The following is a 16,792-nucleotide window of genomic DNA, read 5'->3' on the forward strand; positions in this document are numbered from 1 at the left end:
GAGACGGGCGATTACATGATGTCGATGACGGGAAAGCGCCGACGTAAGTCGGCGGAGCGGACCATCGTCCTAGTCGCCACCACGGCCGCAGGGCTGGTTCTCGGCGGCGTGGCGCAGGCCGAGCAGATCGTCGTCCAGGGTAACAAGCGCGTCGATTCCGACACGATCCGGTCCTACGTGACCGGCACCGCCTCCGGTTCGCCCGAGGAAGCCCGCCGCAACCTCCTGGCGAGCGGCATGTTCTCCGACGTTAAGGTGTCGCGCAGCGGCGGCAGCACCGTGGTGAGCGTGCGCGAGAACAACATCATCAACCGGGTGGTGTTCGAGGGAAACAAGAAGGTCGAGAAGGCCACCCTCGAGGGTGAGATCGAAGCCAAGGCGCGTGGTCCCTACAATCAGGGCATCGTCACCGCCGACATGCAGCGCATCCGCGAGATCTACCGTCGCTCGGGCCGCGGCAGCGCCAAGGTCAGCTTCCGCACCGTCGATCTGCCCAACGGCCGCCTGGACGTGATCTATGTCATCGAGGAAGGCGACAAGACCGGCATCAAGGCGATCAACATATCGGGCAACAAGGAATACTCCGAGTCGAAGATCAAGGAGCTGATGTCCTCCTCGGAGATGAACTTCCTGTCGTTCATCAAGACCTCCGATGTCTATGATCCCGACCGGATCACCAACGATCTCGACCTCGTGCGGCGCTTCTACCTCAAGAACGGCTACGCCGATTTCCGCGTCGTCAAGGCCGATGCCCGCTACGTCGAGGCCGAGACCGATGCCGGTTGGGTGATCGACGTGGTGGTCGAGGAAGGCCAGCAGTACAAGGTCGGTGCCGTCGCCATCGATTCGCGCCTTCCCGGCCTCGACACGCAGGGTCTCGATGGCGAAGTTCGCGCCCAGGTCGGCGATGTCTACAACGCCGAGGATGTCGAGCGCACCCTCAGTGGCGTGACGAACCAGGTTGCCCGCCAGGGCTTCCCCTTCGCCCAGGTGCGTCCCACCGGGCAGCGCGATCCGGCCACCGGTACCGTGGCCCTCGGCTTCGTTGTCGAGGACGGTCCGCGCGTATACGTCGAGCGCATCAACATCCGCGGCAACACCCGCACCCGCGACTACGTCATCCGTCGCGAGCTCGATATCACCGAGGGTGATGCCTACAACCGCGTCCTCACGGACCGGGCGGAGCGTCGCCTGAACGGTCTCGGCTTCTTCAAGAAGGTCCGGTTCTCGAACGAGCCGGGCTCGGCCGCCGATCGCGTGGTCATCAACATCGACGTCGAGGATCAGCCCACGGGTTCGTTCTCGGTCGCCGGTGGCTACTCGACCCAGGACGGCATCATCGGTGAAGTCTCGGTCTCCGAGTCGAACTTCCTCGGCCGCGGCCAGTACGTCCGCGTCGCCGGCACCGCCGGCCAGTACGCCCGCGGCGTCGACTTCTCGTTCACCGAGCCGTACTTCCTCGGCTACCGCCTCGCCGCCGGCTTCGACGCGTTCTACAAGTACAGCGACCAGACCCGCTACTCGCGCTACGAGACCACCGTGTACGGTGGCCAGCTCCGCGTCGGCCTGCCGATCACCGAAGAGTTCGGTATCACCCTGCGTTACTCGCTCTACAACACCGAGCTGCGCGTCCCGAACACCATCCGCCGGCCGTACAACGACTGCTCGAACCCGATCCCGGGCTACACGGCGGTCTATCCGAACAACACGTTCACGGCCAATGGCCAGAACGTGTCGGGCCTCGCGGCCTACCCGAACTGTGCCTTCGACGGTGAAGCCTCCATCGCCCTCAAGGGCTCGCAGGGCAACACTCTCACGTCGCTGGCCGGCCTCACTCTGGCCTACTCGACCCTCGACAACATCGGCCTGCCGCGCAACGGCCTCTACGCCGAACTCAAGCCTGACCTCGCGGGCCTCGGTGGTGACTCGAAGTTCTTCCGCGTGACCGGCGACGCCCGGTACTACAAGGAGTTCTACGAGGACGTGGTCGGCTTCGTCCGGCTTCAGGGCGGTCACATCTCGGCGCTCAACGACGAGCCCCTGCGCATCACGGACCAATTCTTCCTCGGCCCGTCGCTGGTTCGTGGTTTCGCGCCCAACGGCATCGGTCCGCGCGACGTCGGCATCGCCGACAGCCGGTCCAACGCCATCGGCGGCAGCACCTATGTGGGCGGCACCGTCGAGGTCCAGTTCCCGATCTGGGGTATTCCGAAGGATCTTGGCCTGAAGGGCGCAGTCTTCGCCGATGCCGGTACCCTGTTCGGCTACAACGGCCGCACGCAGTTCAACGTCAATGGCGACGCCTTCATCAACGGCATCGCACCCGGCGGCGTCTGTAACTTCAATTCGGCCACCATCGGTGTCGAACCGGAGTGCGTGAACGTTCACGACAAGGCGGTCATCCGGTCGTCCATCGGTGCCTCGATCCTGTGGAACTCTCCGCTCGGACCGATCCGCTTCGATTATGCCTACGCCCTCACCAAGGACGAAGGTGTGAAGGTCCCGGGCACCAACTTCCGCATCGGCAAGGATCAGCTTCAGGCGTTCCGGTTCTCCGGCGGCTCGCGCTTCTAACGACAAAGGCGTCGCCCTTTTCCAAGGGCGGCGCGTTTCCGGTCATGGCAGATCCGATCTTCATCACGCCCGACACCACCCTCAGCCTCGGCGCCATCGCCGAGGCCGCCGGCGTTTCTCTCCCCCCCGCGGCGGACGCGCAGGCAATCTTCAACGGTGCCGCGCCCCTTGAGAGCGCCGGCCCGAGCGATATCGCCTACATGGACAATGCCCGCTACGGTGACGCCCTGGCTCAGACGCGGGCCGGAGTGTGCCTCGTCTCGCCGCGTTTCGCCGCCCGTGTGCCGACCGGCACCATTGCACTGATCACCCGTGATCCTTACCGCTCCTATGCGGGCCTCCTGGCCCGGCTCTACCCGGAGGCGATGCGTCCAGCCTCCGTCTTCGGTTCAAAAGGGGTCGCACCCGGTGCCCATGTCCACCCGGAGGCCCGCCTCGAAACGGGTGTCCGTATCGATCCCGGTGCAGTGATCGGTCCGGGCGCCGAGGTCGGCTCAGGAACGGTGATCGGTCCGTGCGCGGTGATCGGCCCGAACGTCCGGGTCGGGCGGGATTGCGCCATCGGCGCGGGTTCGACGCTCACCCATGCCCTGCTCGGCAATCGCGTCATCGTCCACCCCGGCGCCCGCATCGGCCAGGACGGGTTCGGCTTCGCCATGGGGCCGGGCGGCCACCTCAAGGTGCCCCAGATCGGTCGGGTCATCGTTCAGGACGATGTCGAGATCGGTGCCAACACCACCATCGACCGGGGTGCCAGCCGCGATACGGTGATCGGGGAGGGGACCAAGATCGACAACCTCGTCCAGATCGCCCACAACGTGGTCATCGGACGACATTGCGTCATCGTTTCGGGTGTCGGCATTTCCGGTTCGACCACCCTGGAGGATTACGTGGTGCTCGGCGGGCAGGTCGGCGTCGTCGGCCACCTGCGCATCGGCATGGGTGCACAGATCGCCGGGTCGTCCAACGTCAACCGCGACGTACCGCCCGGCTCTCGCTGGGGCGGCACGCCGGCCAAGCCGGTTCGCGCGTGGTTCCGCGAACTCACCACCCTCGCACGCCTCGCGGAACGCTCCGGCGGCGACGAGCCGAAGGAGCCGAAGGCCTGACGCTCATGCCATTTCCCGCAGGCGGAGATAGCCGGCCTCAAAGCCCGCTAACGCTCGGAGCGAAGGCCGGTCGTGGATCGTCAGCGCGCGCCCCGTCAGGGTGATCAGTCCCTGACGGCGCAACTCCTGCAGCGTGCGGTTGACATGGACGCTCGACAGGCCTGCGGTATCGGCAAGATCGTATTGCGTGATCGGCATGTCGCACCGATCGTTCTCCACCAATCCCACGGCCCGAAGGCGAAGCTCGAGTTCGCAGAACAGGTGCGCGATCCGCTCGAGAGCCGGGCGGGCTCCGATGTTGACGAGCCACTCGCGCAGAGTCGCCTCCTCCACCTTCTCGGCAGCGCGCAAGGCCCCTGCGATGCTTGGGTGATCCTGCACCACCGCCTCGATCGTCGACGACTCGGCGCGCACGATGCGAGCCGAGGTCAACGTCGTCACGCCGTGGTCCATCCGGTTCGACGCGCCCGCATCGAGATCGTAGCTGTCCCCGGGGACGAGATAGGCCGTGATCTGGCGGCGCCCCCCCGTCAGCAGACTGTAGCGGCAGGCGAACCCTTCCATCAGGATCAGGCGTCCGCCCTTCGTTTCGTGCCGGGCGGTCAGGTCGGACCGTGCGGAGAAAGTTTCCGACGAAGCGGTCAGCCGCTCGACGGCTTCCCCATCCTGGCTCCCGAGTGCGACGTGACTCTCGAGTTTGCGCCTGAAACGGTTCACGCCTTGGCGGATGCCGACGCGAAGCGATCCGCCGTTCTCACCGGTTTGGGCTGTCGAGAAGCCGGTCGACTGCAGTGCCGAGCCGAAACTCACGTCGGTCGTTTGATGACCCCAGGTGGCTTCCGGCTGTTGCGAGGCGACGGGGCGGCCGGTGCGATCACGTGAACGCCGAACCGGAACAGCGGACGGGTGGTTGACGGACATGAGACCCATATCTTGATGGCGCACGGTCCAGAGATGCCTTCCGCCATCCTATGGTACGATTTCGCACTGAAGCTTTGGCTGGTCAACGTGCGTGAGCTGGGTTCACGGCGGAACACGCGCGACCGGTTGTCCGACAGGGACGCGTGACTTCCCCCGCCCGGGGGTTGCATCCGGCGAAGTTTCTGCCGAAAGACTTCACCTCAACCACAAAGACTTCGCCTTTTTTCGAATGGCGGATACGAGAACGAGCGGGGCGAAGCGCCGGAAGCGCCGCCGCGTGTCAGGGAGATGATCCGATCGATGAACGAGATGCCGCGCGAGCTCGGCTCGGCCGATATCCAGAAGGTTCTGGAACTCCTGCCGCACCGCTATCCCTTCCTCATGATCGACCGGATCGTCGAGATCGACGGTGACCGCTCCTGTGTCGGCATCAAGAACGTCACGATCAACGAGCCGCAATTCACCGGGCACTTCCCCGGTCTGCCGGTATTCCCCGGCGTGCTCCTCATCGAGGGAATGGCTCAGACTGCCGGCGCCATCTGCTGCCAGCACATCATGACCGACGATCTGCGCGCCAAGCAGGTGTTCTTCATGACCATCGACAAGTGCAAGTTCCGCAAGCCCGTCGTGCCCGGAGACACCGTGCGCTACCACATGACCAAGCTGAATCAGCGCCGCACCATGTGGTGGTTCCGGGGTGAAGCCCGTGTCGGTGATACCCTGGTGGCGCAGGCCGAGATCGGCGCCATGCTGGTGACGGAATGACCGCTGTGGTGGGCATCCACCCGAGTGCCGTGATCGAGGACGGCGCGATCCTCGGGGCCGATGTCCGCATCGGCCCGTTCTGCCATGTCGGCCCGGAGGTCAGGCTCGGCGATGGCTGCGAGCTCGTCAGCCACGTGGTCGTGGCCGGCTCCACCACCATCGGATCGCGCACCCGCCTCTATCCCTTCGCCTCCATCGGCCATCCACCACAGGACCTGAAATTCCGCGGGGAGGCGTCGACGCTCACCATCGGCGCCGATTGCCTTATCCGCGAAGGCGTCACCATGAACCCCGGCACCGCCGGCGGCGGCCTGGAAACCACGGTCGGCGACACCTGTACCTTCCTGGCCAACTCCCATGTCGGGCACGATTGCCGGGTCGGCAACGGGGTCGTGTTCTCCAACAACGTCATGCTCGCCGGCCATTGCACGGTGGGCGATTTCGCCATCCTTGGCGGCGGCGCGGCGGTGATCCAGTTCGCCCGCGTCGGGGCGCACGCCTTCGTCGGCGGTATGTCGGCCCTCGAGAACGACTGCATTCCCTTCGGCATGGCACTGGGCAACCGAGCCTATCTGTCGGGTCTCAACATCATCGGGCTGCAGCGCCGGGGCTTCGCCCGCGAGGATATCCATGCGTTGCGCCGCGCCTATCGCCTCTTGTTCGCCCCCGAGGGAACGCTGATGGAGCGAGTGGAGGACGTGGCGGCGGAGTTCGATACCCATCGGGGCGTCGCCGAGATCGTGGCGTTCATCCGAGCCGGCGGCAAGCGTTCGATCTGCACCCCGCGCGAGACGCCGGGCGCGCCTTGAGAGCCCTGCCGGCTCCCCTCGTCCTTGTCGCCGGAGCAGGACGTCTGCCCGAGCTCGTGGCCGAATCCCTGGACCGGGCCGGGCGTCCGTTCCGCATCCTCGCGATCCGGGGCTTCGCAGAGCGTGGCATGCGGGCTCGGGCGGAGGCCACCGTCGATCTCCTCGACATCGCCGGGGTGCTGGCCATCCTCAAGGCCTGGGGGCCGGTGAGCGTGGTGCCGGCCGGCGGCGTCTCGCGGCCGAACCCGGCCGCCATCCTCAACGCCGCCGCGGCCTTGCGCAATCGGGACGCCCTCAAGGCCATCGCCGGCGGCGGCGACGACCGGCTCTTGCGCGGGGCCCTGGCGCTGCTGGAAGAGAACGGCCACGGCGTCGTCGGCGTCCATGAGGTGGCCCCCGATCTCCTAAGCCCCGAGGGCGTCATGGGACGGCACGTGCCCGATGCCGCCGCCCGTGAATCCATCGACACGGGGCGCGCCCTCCTGGGCGCCCTGGCGCCCTACGACGTCGGGCAGGCCGCCGTGGTGGTGGCCCAGCGCGCGGTCGCCGTCGAGGGTCCCGAGGGCACCGACCGGATGCTCGCCCGCGCCCGAGCGCTCGGCCGCAAGCCGTTCGGTCTGGGAGCGAGCCAGCCCGGCACCGTTCTCGTCAAGGTGGCAAAGGTCGGGCAGGACCTGCGCGTCGATCTGCCGGCCATCGGCCCACGTACCATCGCGGCGGCGGCGGCGGCGGGCTGCGCCGGCCTCGCGATCCAGGCCGGGTTCACCCTCATCATCGATCGGCCCGCGACCATCGCAGCCGCCGATCGCGCAGGCCTGTTCCTCGTCGGTCTGGGGATCGACGCATGAGCGACAAGACCGCGCCAAGGAAGATTTGGCTCGTCGCGGGCGAGGATTCGGGCGACCAGCTCGGCGCCAAGCTCATGCGCGGCTTGCGCGACCTGTCGGACCGACCGATCCGGTTCGGCGGCGTCGGCGGCGAGGCGATGACGGAGCAAGGCTTCACTTCGCTGTTTCCCATCGATGACGTGGCGGTGATGGGCTACCTGCCCGTGGCCGCACGGCTGCGAACCCTGCTGCGCCGCATCCGCCAGACCGTGCGCGACGTAATGGACGCCCGCCCCGATATCCTCGTCATCATCGACAGTCCGGGCTTCACCCATGCGGTCGCGTCACGCGTGCGCAAGCGGATGCCGGACCTGCCCATCGTCGATTACGTGTCGCCCAGCGTATGGGCGTGGCGGCCCTGGCGCGCGGCGAAGATGCGGCCGTTCATCGATCACGTCCTTGCCCTGCTGCCGTTCGAGCCGGAAGCCCATCGCCGCCTCGGTGGTCCGGCCTGTACGTATGTCGGTCACCCCCTGATCGAGCGTCTGGAGGAGCTACGGCCCGACGCCCGGGAGGCGCAGGCGCGTGCGGCGACGCCGCCGACCCTGGTGATCCTGCCGGGGTCACGCCGCTCCGAGATCGAGCGGCTGATGCCTGTGTTCGGCGCGACCCTGGGGCAGCTCAGGAAGCGCTTCGGTGAGATTGAGGCGGTACTGCCTGCCGTGACCCGCCACCGCGCACTCATCGAACGCCTGGCGCGAGCGTGGGACGCCCCGGTGCGCCTCGTGCACGGCGAGGCCGCCAAGCATGAGGCCTTCAGGCGTGCCCGCGCGGCGCTCGCGGCCTCCGGCACCGTGACCCTCGAACTCGCGTTGGCCGGCGTGCCGATGGTGGTCGCCTACAAGGTCTCGCGTATCGAGGAGGCCGTGGCCCGGCGCCTGATCCAGGTGCCCACCATCGTGCTGCCGAACCTGATCCTGGCGCAGAACGCCATGCCGGAGTTCATCCAGGCCGATTGCACGGCTCAGCGCCTCGTCGAGGCCTTGGCGCCTCTTCTGGCCGGCGGGCCGGCACGCGACGCGCAGATCGAGGCCCTGTCGCGGATCGACGGCCTGATGCGGCTGCCCGGTGGCGAGGAGCCGAGCCGGCGTGCGGCCCGAATCGTGCTGGGCGCGACGCGGGTGACCTGATCGACGGGGTGTACGGCGTACGATAGATTTGCACGGACCCAATCGTACGGCGGGCTCGGTACGGTGCGACGCACGCTCAAATTCCTCCACACCATGGGGGCCATCGGCCTCATGGGGGCGATGGCCTGCCTCGTCGTGATGCTGAGCTTCACGCCCCCGTCCTCGTCCCTCGCCGGCTATGCGCTGATGCGCGGAGCCATGGGCGCCGTGGCGTCCTGGATCTTCCTGCCTTCTCTCGCTCTGACGCTGCTGGCCGGACTGCTCGCCCTCGCACAACGCGCCTTCCACAATGCGGGTTGGGCCTGGGTGAAGCTTGCCACCGGCGTGCTGATGTTCGAAGGTGGCCTCGTCTACGTTCAGGGACCGATGCAGCAGGAGGCGGACCTCAGCGCCGGCGCCCTGATCGGCAAGGCCGATCTCGCCATGCTGGGCCAATCCCTCGGCGCCGAGGCGAACACCCTCTGGGTTCTCCTCGCGGTCGCGACGGCCAACGTGGTTCTTGGTATCTGGCGCCCGCGCCTCATCCGCTTGTCGGCGCGATCGGATCCGGGGCGACGACCTTAGCGAAGATCCAAACCACGTAAGGTCTGCACGACGCGGTCCCGTGCGCGATCCGGAAGGGGTAGGATCGGGCGTGGCGGGTCGGTGTGGCAGACCCCGAGGGCATCGGCATAGGCATAGATCACGCGCAGGCTCGAGAACTCCTTGAACAGGCTCCAGAGCGGCTGCAATCGTACGTCCAACTCCCGCGCCGCTGTATGGTCTCCCGTCCGGATGGCCCTCACGATCGCCATGGCGGTCTGCGGAAACAATCCGCCCATGACGCTGTACCAGGTGTCGGCCCCAGCCAGCAGAGCCTCGACGGTGTTCCAGTCGCCGCTGTAGCCGAGGGAGAAACCGGCCGGGACGGCCTCGCGCAAGCCTTGCAGATGTGCGGTGATCTCCGGCGGTGCGCAGGCCGGACTTTTGACGGCGATCACGCCGGGTTCACGGCTGAGGCGTCCGACGAGCGCGGCCGTGAAGGCGAAATGGGTGGTGCCGGGATTGTCGTAGATGCAGAGCGGCAGGCCGCTCTCTCGGGCGACGGTCACGAAATGCGCGAACACCTCGTCTTCGGTCAGGGGCGTATAGGAAATGGCGGCCAGCAGCCCGGCCGCGGCCCCCATGGCTCGGGCATCCTGGGCCAGCGCCACGGCCTCGTCCGTCCGCAGGGCGCCGACGCCGACGAGGATCGGAACATCGGTGCCGACTGCATCCAGGGCCGCTTCAACGGCGCGACGCCGCTCCTGCCGGCTAAGATACGGGTACGAGCCGGTGCTGCCGAGAAGGCCGATGGAATCGACCCCGGCATCGCGCAAGGGCGTAACCAGCCGACGCAACGCCCCGACATCGACACATCCGCTCGGATCCGCCGGTGTGATCGGAAAGGCCGACAGCCCATTCGGAAGGATCATGGGTGCCTCCGGGCGGCGAAGGCCGCATGCCTCCGCCCACGTAGCGGGTACGGCCGGGCGGGATAAACCCTACCCGGCTGCACTGTCCCTGGCTCGCCCTCTACCGGATGAGCCGCCCCGCCTTCAGGCGCGCTGATCGATAGGCACGTATTCGCGCTTGTCCGGGCCGATATAGAGCTGACGCGGCCGGCCGATCTTCTGAGACGGGTCCTCGATCATCTCGGCCCACTGGGCGATCCAGCCCGTGGTGCGGGCGAGCGCAAACAGCACGGTGAACATCGAAGTCGGGAAGCCCATCGCCTTGAGGGTGATGCCAGAGTAGAAATCGATGTTCGGGTAGAGCTTCTTCTCGATGAAGTAGTCGTCTTCGAGAGCGATCTTCTCGAGCTGGACGGCGACCTCCAGCAGCGGATCGTCCTTGATCCCGAGTTGGCCGAGCACCTCGTGGGTGGTCTTCTGCATGATTCGCGCACGCGGATCGTAGTTCTTGTACACCCGGTGACCGAAGCCCATGAGCCGGAACGGGTCGTTCTTGTCCTTGGCCTTGGCAACGTACTTGGCCACGTTCTCAGGGTGCCCGATCTCCTCGAGCATCTTCAGGGCCGCCTCGTTGGCGCCGCCATGGGCCGGTCCCCACAGGCAGGCGATGCCTGCGGCGACGCAGGCGAACGGGTTGGCGCCCGACGAGCCGGCGAGACGCACAGTGGAGGTCGAAGCGTTCTGCTCGTGATCGGCGTGGAGGATGAAGATCCGGTCGAGCGCCCGGGCGAAGATCGGATTGACCTTGAATTCCTCGCACGGCACCGCGAAACACATCCGCAGGAAGTTCGACGTATAGTCGAGGTCGTTCTTCGGATAGACGAACGGCTGACCGATGGAATACTTGTAGGCCATCGCAGCGAGTGTCGGCATCTTGGCGATCATGCGCAAGCTCGCGATCATGCGCTGCTTGTCGTCCGAGATGTCCGTCGAGTCGTGATAGAACGCCGACAGGGCGCCGACGCAGGCGACCATGATCGCCATCGGGTGCGCGTCGCGGCGGAACCCCTGGAAGAATCGGTTCATCTGGTCATGCACCATGGTGTGGCGCGTGACCCGGTAATCGAAGTCGGCCTTCTGGGCCGGCGTCGGCAACTCGCCGAACAGCATGAGATAGCAGGTCTCGAGGAAATCGCCGTTCTCGGCGATCTGGTCGATGGGGTAGCCGCGATAGAGCAGCACGCCGGCATCGCCGTCGATGTAGGTGATCTTGGATTCACACGACGCGGTCGAGGTGAAACCCGGGTCGAACGTGAATTTGCCGGTCTTGGCGTAGAGCTGGCCGATATCGATGACGTCGGGGCCGATGGTACCGGTCTTGATCGGCAACTCGACCTGCGCGTCGCCCACGGTGATGGTGCTGGTGGCGCTCATGGAGACGTGGACCCTTTCGTGGCAGCGGGGCGGCGCCGGCCCGTGTGGCGATGGTTCACCAACCCGGTTCCGGGGCGCAAGGGCAACGCATGCTGCACTTGCTCACACGAGCATCGGGTTAGCGGATCGGTCGACCGCCTTCAACCGAGCGTCCGCGTCACGAACGCCACGAAGCGAAATCCAGGCCGGTTTGTCATTCGGCCCTGGCGTTCCGCATCGACGCCAGCGAAACCCGCCGCGTCAGGCGGTGGCCTGATCACGCAAGCGACTGAGGCACTCTTCGCGCCCGAGCACGGCCATGACGTCGAAGACCGGCGGCGAGGTCGCCCGCCCGGTCAGCGCCGCCCGCAGGGGCTGCGCGATCTGCCCGAGCTTCACGGCCGCCGATTCGGCGAAAGCGCGCACGGTGCCTTCCGTTGCGGCAGCGCTCCATTCCGGAAGCGCTTCCAGGGCGGGCAGGATCGCGGAGAGGCGGGTCCGCGCCTCCGGGCCGAGGAGGGAGGCGGCCTTGTCGTCGAGGGCCAGGGGCCGGGCCGCCGTGAGGTAGTAGGCGCTGTCGAGGAGGTCGACGAGGGTCTTCGCCCGCTCCTTCAGGCCGGGCATCGCCGCAATCAGCTTCTCGCGGAGTTCGGGTGCCATGGGCGAGGCGATGCCGCGCGACGGGCCCAGGGCCGGCAGCACGCCGTCGAGGGCTGCGACGAGATCCGCGTCGTCGGCGCCTCGGATGTAGAGCCCGTTGAGATTCTCCAGCTTGGCGAAATCGAAACGCGCGGGCGAGCGCCCGATGGACTTGAGATCGAAGGCCGCGATCATCTCGTCGGTGGAGAACACTTCCTGGTCGCCGTGGCTCCAGCCGAGGCGCACGAGGTAGTTGCGCAAAGCCGCCGGCAGGTAGCCGAGATCGCGATAGGCGTCGACGCCCAGCGCCCCGTGGCGCTTCGACAGCTTGGCCCCGTCGGCCCCATGGATGAGCGGGATGTGCGCCATGGCCGGTGCGTCCCAGCCGAGGGCATCCGAAATCTGGCGCTGGCGCGCCGCATTGGTGAGATGGTCGTCGCCGCGGATAACCTGGGTGACGCCCATGTCGTGGTCGTCCACCACCACGGCGAGCATGTAGGTCGGGTTGCCGTCGGAGCGCAGGAGCACGAGGTCGTCGAGGTCTCGGTTCTGCCAGACGACGCGTCCCTGCACGCCGTCCTCCACCACGGTCTCGCCTTCGAGCGGCGCGCGCAGGCGGATCACCGGCTTCGCCCCGGCGGGCGCTTCGGACGGGTCGCGGTCGCGCCAGCGGCCATCGTAGCGAAGGGGCCGGCCCTCGGCCCGCGCCGCCTCGCGCATGGCCGTGAGTTCGTCCGGCGTCGCGTAGCAGCGATAGGCGTGCCCCGACGCGAGCAAAGTCTCCGCCGCCTCCCGGTGCCGGTCGGCCCGGGCGTACTGGTAGATGACATCGCCGTCCCAATCGAGGCCGAGCCAGCGCATCCCGTCGAGGATCGCGTCGATCGCCCCCTGGGTCGAGCGTTCGCGATCCGTATCCTCGATGCGCAGCAGCATCCGGCCGCCGAAGCGACGGGCATAGAGCCAGTTGAACAGGGCGGTGCGCGCGCCGCCGATGTGAAGATAGCCCGTTGGGGAGGGCGCGAAGCGCGTGACGACGGTGGACGACATCGATCTTGGCTTAGACTCTGTAGGGAAGCAGGCGGACGGCGGATCGACCGGCCCGGGGATGGGCATGTAGCATGCGCGAAGGCAGGCGTTAAGAAATCGTCACCCCCACCCCTCGGAATGGTGAAGGGTCGCACGCGGGTCACACCTGGAGGTGTCGTGGGATGGGGCAGGGAGGCGCACGGACCGCCGGACGGATGTGGGTGCGCGCCGCCGCCCGCGTTCCCGCGCCGTCCCTGTGGCTCGGCACGCTTCACGAGGGTGTCGCCGCTGGATTCTCCCGGGAGGTCGAACAGCGCCGACTCTTTCCCTGGCTCGCGGTGGCGTTCGGCCTCGGGGTGCTGCTTTGCTTCACTGCGACCTCCGGGCCGCCATCCCTGGCGGCACCGCTCGCCGTTGCGGCGATCCTCATCGCTCTGACGCCGATCTTCGCGGCCAGACCCGTGGTCCTGGCCGTTCTCGTCGGGCTCGTCGCCGCATTCCTTGGTTTTACGGCCGCCACGTTCCGCCTCGCGCAGGTGGCGAGCCCGGTGCTGGCCAGAACCACCATCGCGCCCCTCGTCGGGCTCATCGAAGCCCTCGACGAGCGAGAGGAGGGCGCACGACTCATCGTTCGGGTCGAGAGCTTCGGCACCCTCGCGGCAGAGCAGCGGCCCCGTCGGGTGCGGGTGTCGTTCAAGAAGGCACCGCCGCTGAAACCCGGCGATCGCATCGCCGCGACAGCGCGCCTGCTTCCGCCTCCCGAGGCGGCGCGGCCGGGCGGCTACGATTTTGCCCGCGATGCCTATTTTCGCGGGATCGGGGCGGTGGGCTCCCTCGTCGGCACGATCCAAGTGCGGCCGCCCCCGGAGGATTTGCCACGGTCCTTGCGGCTCGCCGCTGCGGTCGACGACGCCCGCAACGCCCTGACGCGCCGCATCACCGACGCCAATGGCGGGCAGGCCGGCGCCGTCGCGGCCGCCCTGGTGACGGGCAAACGCGGCCTCATCAACGCGGAGACCAATGATGTCCTGCGCGCGGCGGGAATTTATCACGTCGTGTCCATTTCAGGTCTTCACATGGTGCTGGCGGCCGGGGTGGTGTTTTGGCTCGTGCGCGCGCTTCTCGCGCTGGCGCCGGCGCTGGCCCTGCGCTGGCCGATCAAGAAGATCGCCGCCGCCTGCGCCATGGCGGGTGTGACGGCCTATTGCGTGTTCTCCGGCTGGGATATCGCCGCCGAACGGGCGCTGATCATGACCCTGGTGATGCTCGGTGCGATCCTGGTGGACCGACCGGCCCTGAGCATGCGCAATCTGGCGCTGGCGGCCCTTATCGCCCTGGCGCGTGAGCCGGATGGGGTCCTCGGCCCGAGTTTTCAAATGTCTTTTGGGGCGGTGGCGGGCCTCATCGCCTGCGCTCCGCTCATCGGCGCCGTGAGCTTGCACGGGCAAAGCGCCGGTCCCCTCGGACGCGTTGCGATCTGGATCGCCACCGCGATCATCGGCACACTTGCGACGACCCTGGTCGCACAGTTCGCGACGGCACCGTTCGCGACTTACCACTTCCAGACGGTCCAGCCCTTCGGCCTCGTCGGAAATGCCTTGACCCTCCCCCTGGTCTCGCTCGCCGTGATGCCGGCGGCGGTCCTCGGCATCCTGGCCTACCCCTTCGCCCTCGATCAGCCGGTCTGGTGGCTCATGGGTCTCGCCGTGCGGGGGATGCTGACGATCTCCACCTGGATCGCCGGGTTCGATCGCGCCACTTACGTGATCCCGGCCTTCGGACCCGGCGCCCTCGCGGCGATGGCCCTTGGCCTCGTCACGCTCACCCTACCGGTGTCGCGGCTGCGCTGGCTCGGCCTCCTGCCGATGGCCGTCGGCGTCGCCCTGGCCGCGAGCGCGACGCGGCCGGATCTCTATATCGACCGCGAGGGAGCTGGAATCGCCATTCGCGCCCAGGACGGACGCCTCGCAACCCTGGGGAAACCGCCAGCCTTCGTCCTGGAGCAATGGCTGAAGGCCGATGGCGATGGACGCCGGGCCGGCACCGTCACCGCCCTCTCGACCGCTCGGTGCGATCGGCTCGGCTGCACGGCGCATTTGCCGGACGGAAGAGTGCTTGCACTCGTCACCGACAAACGCGCTCTCCACGAGGATTGCATCCGTGCCGACGTTCTGATCACCCGTCGCGATGCACCGCCGGCCTGCGCCGCCAAACTCGTGCTCGACCGTCCATTCCTGGCTGCCCACGGTGCCGCGACGATCCGCTTCCCGCCAAAGGCCGAACCGATCATCACCACGGCACGACGCGCCGGCGAGAGTGTACCCTGGCGCCCGGTGCGGGAAACGGTACCGACGCGGACCCCGACGCCGGCTGTCCCGACCGCGCCGACAGCGCCAGATACAGACGAACCCGAACCTCCCTCCGAAGGCTCGGGCGAGACTCTTCAGTAGCGACGGACCAGACTGACGAGGCGTCCCTGGATCTGAACCCGATCGGGCCCGAGCACCCGTGTCTCGTAGGCGGGGTTCGCCGCTTCTAGAGCGATGGACGATCCACGCCGGCGCAGGCGCTTGAGGGTCGCTTCCTCGTCGTCGATGAGAGCGACGATGATGTCGCCGGTGTTGGCGGTGTCCTGCTTGCGGATCACCACCAGATCACCGTCGAGGATCCCGGCATCGACCATGGAATCGCCGCGCACCTCCAGGGCGTAATGCTCGCCACCCGAGAGAAAGTCCGGGGACAGGGTGACCGAGTGGCTCTGCTCCTGGATCGCCGAGATCGGCGTACCGGCCGCGATCCGGCCCATGACCGGAATGGTGATGGCACGACCGTCGCCATCCGTCGCTCGCGTCGTCGGCAGGCGTGCGACCGGCATGCGCTCGACAGTGCCCTTGCCCTTGCCCCCCTCGACGACGCTCGGTGTGAAACGACGCGACTCCGTCGGTGCCGCAGCGCCCGCGCCCGACTGCCCGCCGAGACTCTCGGGCATCCTGATCACTTCGATGGCGCGGGCGCGATTGGGGAGGCGCCTGAGGAAACCACGCTCTTCCAGCGCCGTGATCAGCCGATGGATGCCCGATTTCGACTTCAGGTCGAGGGCATCCTTCATCTCATCGAACGACGGCGGTACGCCCCCCTCGTTCATCTTCTGTTGAATGAACTGGAGCAGATCCAGCTGCTTACGAGTCAACATGAACGGCACCCGTCCTCGAACAGTACTAAGCGGCACTAAGCCACAGAAACAAATCGCGAACAGGTTATGCGTTCCGGAAGTGTTCTGCAAGGGTTCTGAGGAAAGATACATGATGGAGTGGCCGGGCGAAATTGGCGATGAGCCTGTCATCGCCAATTGGCGGCGAACCGATAATATTGTTTATCATCAATTATTTAGCAGGGTTTGGGTACCCCCCCCCCCGCTGGTCCCTGCTTTGGCCTGCCCCCATGCGGTGGCCCGAGTTCGAAGTTAGTGCATCGTCGGTCTGGAGTTGACCCCGTTTGTGGTCCACGGCCTATGCAAGGTCTCGGGCTGTGACAGCTTGGTTGGCGAAGGCTCGGGGCGTCAAGCCGCCCAGGGCCGTGTGGGGGCGATCGTCGTTGTNGGTCCACGGCCTATGCAAGGTCTCGGGCTGTGACAGCTTGGTTGGCGAAGGCTCGGGGCGTCAAGCCGCCCAGGGCCGTGTGGGGGCGATCGTCGTTGTAGTGGCACCTCCAGTCCTCGCTGCGGTCGCGGGCATCAGCCAGAGACAGGAACCATGAGGCGTTCAGGCATTCCGCTCGTAGGCGGCCGTTGAACGACTCGATATAGGCGTTGTCGGTGGGCTTGCCCGGTCGTGAGAAGTCGATCTCGACCCCGTTCAGGTAGGCCCACTGGTCGAGCATGCGACCGGCGAACTCCGGCCCATTGTCGACCCGCAAGCTCTTGGGCCGTCCCCTCAGCTTGACCGAGGCGTCGAGCGCCTCGGTCACTTGGTAGGCGCGGAGGTTGGCTCTCGGTGTGAGCGAGAGCGCCTCTCGCGTGTGGCAATCGACGACCGTCAGGATCCGGAACGGACGCCCGTCGAACAGGCGGTCGGACATGAAGTCCAT

At 67.1% G+C, this 16,792-nt stretch carries 14 protein-coding genes; 8 read left to right on the forward strand and 6 right to left on the reverse strand.

What is annotated here, in order from left to right; genetic code table 11:
- The first annotated feature begins 15 nt into the window (after positions 1-15).
- Positions 16-2,574, forward strand: coding sequence for an outer membrane protein assembly factor BamA (gene bamA / locus ASF22_RS06995; protein WP_056173144.1), 2,559 nt, complete (start codon positions 16-18; stop codon positions 2,572-2,574).
- 44 nt (positions 2,575-2,618) lie between these two features.
- On the forward strand, positions 2,619-3,683 hold the full coding sequence (gene lpxD, locus ASF22_RS07000) for a UDP-3-O-(3-hydroxymyristoyl)glucosamine N-acyltransferase (RefSeq protein WP_056262793.1): 1,065 nt from the start codon (positions 2,619-2,621) through the stop codon (positions 3,681-3,683).
- 3 nt (positions 3,684-3,686) lie between these two features.
- Here lpxD and ASF22_RS07005 read toward each other — a convergent pair whose 3' ends face one another.
- The gene (locus tag ASF22_RS07005) at positions 3,687-4,604 is read right to left on the reverse strand and encodes a Crp/Fnr family transcriptional regulator (protein ID WP_082483563.1); all 918 of its coding nucleotides are present in this window, start codon (positions 4,602-4,604) and stop codon (positions 3,687-3,689) included.
- A gap of 300 nt (positions 4,605-4,904) precedes the next feature.
- Here ASF22_RS07005 and fabZ point away from each other — a divergent pair, with 300 nt between their 5' ends.
- The 5 genes from fabZ (at position 4,905) to ASF22_RS07030 (ending at position 8,759) form a co-directional block, all read left to right on the forward strand.
- A complete protein-coding gene (gene fabZ, locus ASF22_RS07010) occupies positions 4,905-5,369 on the forward strand; it encodes a 3-hydroxyacyl-ACP dehydratase FabZ (protein ID WP_056174090.1) in 465 nt (154 codons plus the stop codon).
- A complete protein-coding gene (gene lpxA, locus ASF22_RS07015) occupies positions 5,366-6,178 on the forward strand; it encodes an acyl-ACP--UDP-N-acetylglucosamine O-acyltransferase (protein WP_056173150.1) in 813 nt (270 codons plus the stop codon). The genes fabZ and lpxA overlap by 4 nt, the downstream gene beginning before the upstream one ends.
- Positions 6,175-7,026 (forward strand): UDP-2,3-diacylglucosamine diphosphatase LpxI, encoded by an 852-nt coding sequence (gene lpxI, locus ASF22_RS07020; RefSeq protein ID WP_056262795.1) that lies wholly within the window; start codon positions 6,175-6,177, stop codon positions 7,024-7,026. Before lpxA ends, lpxI begins: the two co-directional genes overlap by 4 nt.
- Positions 7,023-8,195, forward strand: coding sequence for a lipid-A-disaccharide synthase (gene lpxB, locus ASF22_RS07025; RefSeq protein WP_056262798.1), 1,173 nt, complete (start codon positions 7,023-7,025; stop codon positions 8,193-8,195). Before lpxI ends, lpxB begins: the two co-directional genes overlap by 4 nt.
- Positions 8,196-8,258: 63 nt before the next feature.
- A complete protein-coding gene (locus ASF22_RS07030) occupies positions 8,259-8,759 on the forward strand; it encodes a hypothetical protein (RefSeq protein WP_056262801.1) in 501 nt (166 codons plus the stop codon).
- Here ASF22_RS07030 and ASF22_RS07035 read toward each other — a convergent pair.
- The 3 genes from ASF22_RS07035 to gltX form a co-directional block, all read right to left on the reverse strand.
- On the reverse strand, positions 8,756-9,649 hold the full coding sequence (locus tag ASF22_RS07035) for a dihydrodipicolinate synthase family protein (protein WP_056262804.1): 894 nt from the start codon (positions 9,647-9,649) through the stop codon (positions 8,756-8,758). The genes ASF22_RS07030 and ASF22_RS07035 overlap by 4 nt on opposite strands.
- Positions 9,650-9,772: 123 nt before the next feature.
- Positions 9,773-11,062 (reverse strand): citrate synthase, encoded by a 1,290-nt coding sequence (gltA, locus tag ASF22_RS07040; protein WP_056173165.1) that lies wholly within the window; start codon positions 11,060-11,062, stop codon positions 9,773-9,775.
- A 240-nt stretch (positions 11,063-11,302) separates the two neighbouring features.
- Positions 11,303-12,727, reverse strand: coding sequence for a glutamate--tRNA ligase (gene gltX / locus ASF22_RS07045; RefSeq protein ID WP_056173167.1), 1,425 nt, complete (start codon positions 12,725-12,727; stop codon positions 11,303-11,305).
- 161 nt (positions 12,728-12,888) lie between these two features.
- Here gltX and ASF22_RS07050 point away from each other — a divergent pair, with 161 nt between their 5' ends.
- Complete coding sequence (locus tag ASF22_RS07050; protein ID WP_056262806.1) at positions 12,889-15,156, forward strand: ComEC/Rec2 family competence protein; 2,268 nt, start codon at positions 12,889-12,891, stop codon at positions 15,154-15,156.
- On the opposite strand, the gene lexA is transcribed toward ASF22_RS07050, so the two are convergent.
- The gene (gene lexA, locus ASF22_RS07055) at positions 15,150-15,899 is read right to left on the reverse strand and encodes a transcriptional repressor LexA (RefSeq protein ID WP_056174092.1); all 750 of its coding nucleotides are present in this window, start codon (positions 15,897-15,899) and stop codon (positions 15,150-15,152) included. The two genes, ASF22_RS07050 and lexA, sit on opposite strands and share 7 nt — an antisense overlap.
- 416 nt (positions 15,900-16,315) lie before the next feature.
- Positions 16,316-16,792 (reverse strand): IS3 family transposase (locus tag ASF22_RS07060; RefSeq protein ID WP_056262810.1); only part of this gene is annotated, 477 nt, incomplete at its 5' end.

This window comes from Methylobacterium sp. Leaf87 (assembly GCF_001422775.1).
Taxonomy (GTDB): Bacteria; Pseudomonadota; Alphaproteobacteria; order Rhizobiales; family Beijerinckiaceae; genus Methylobacterium.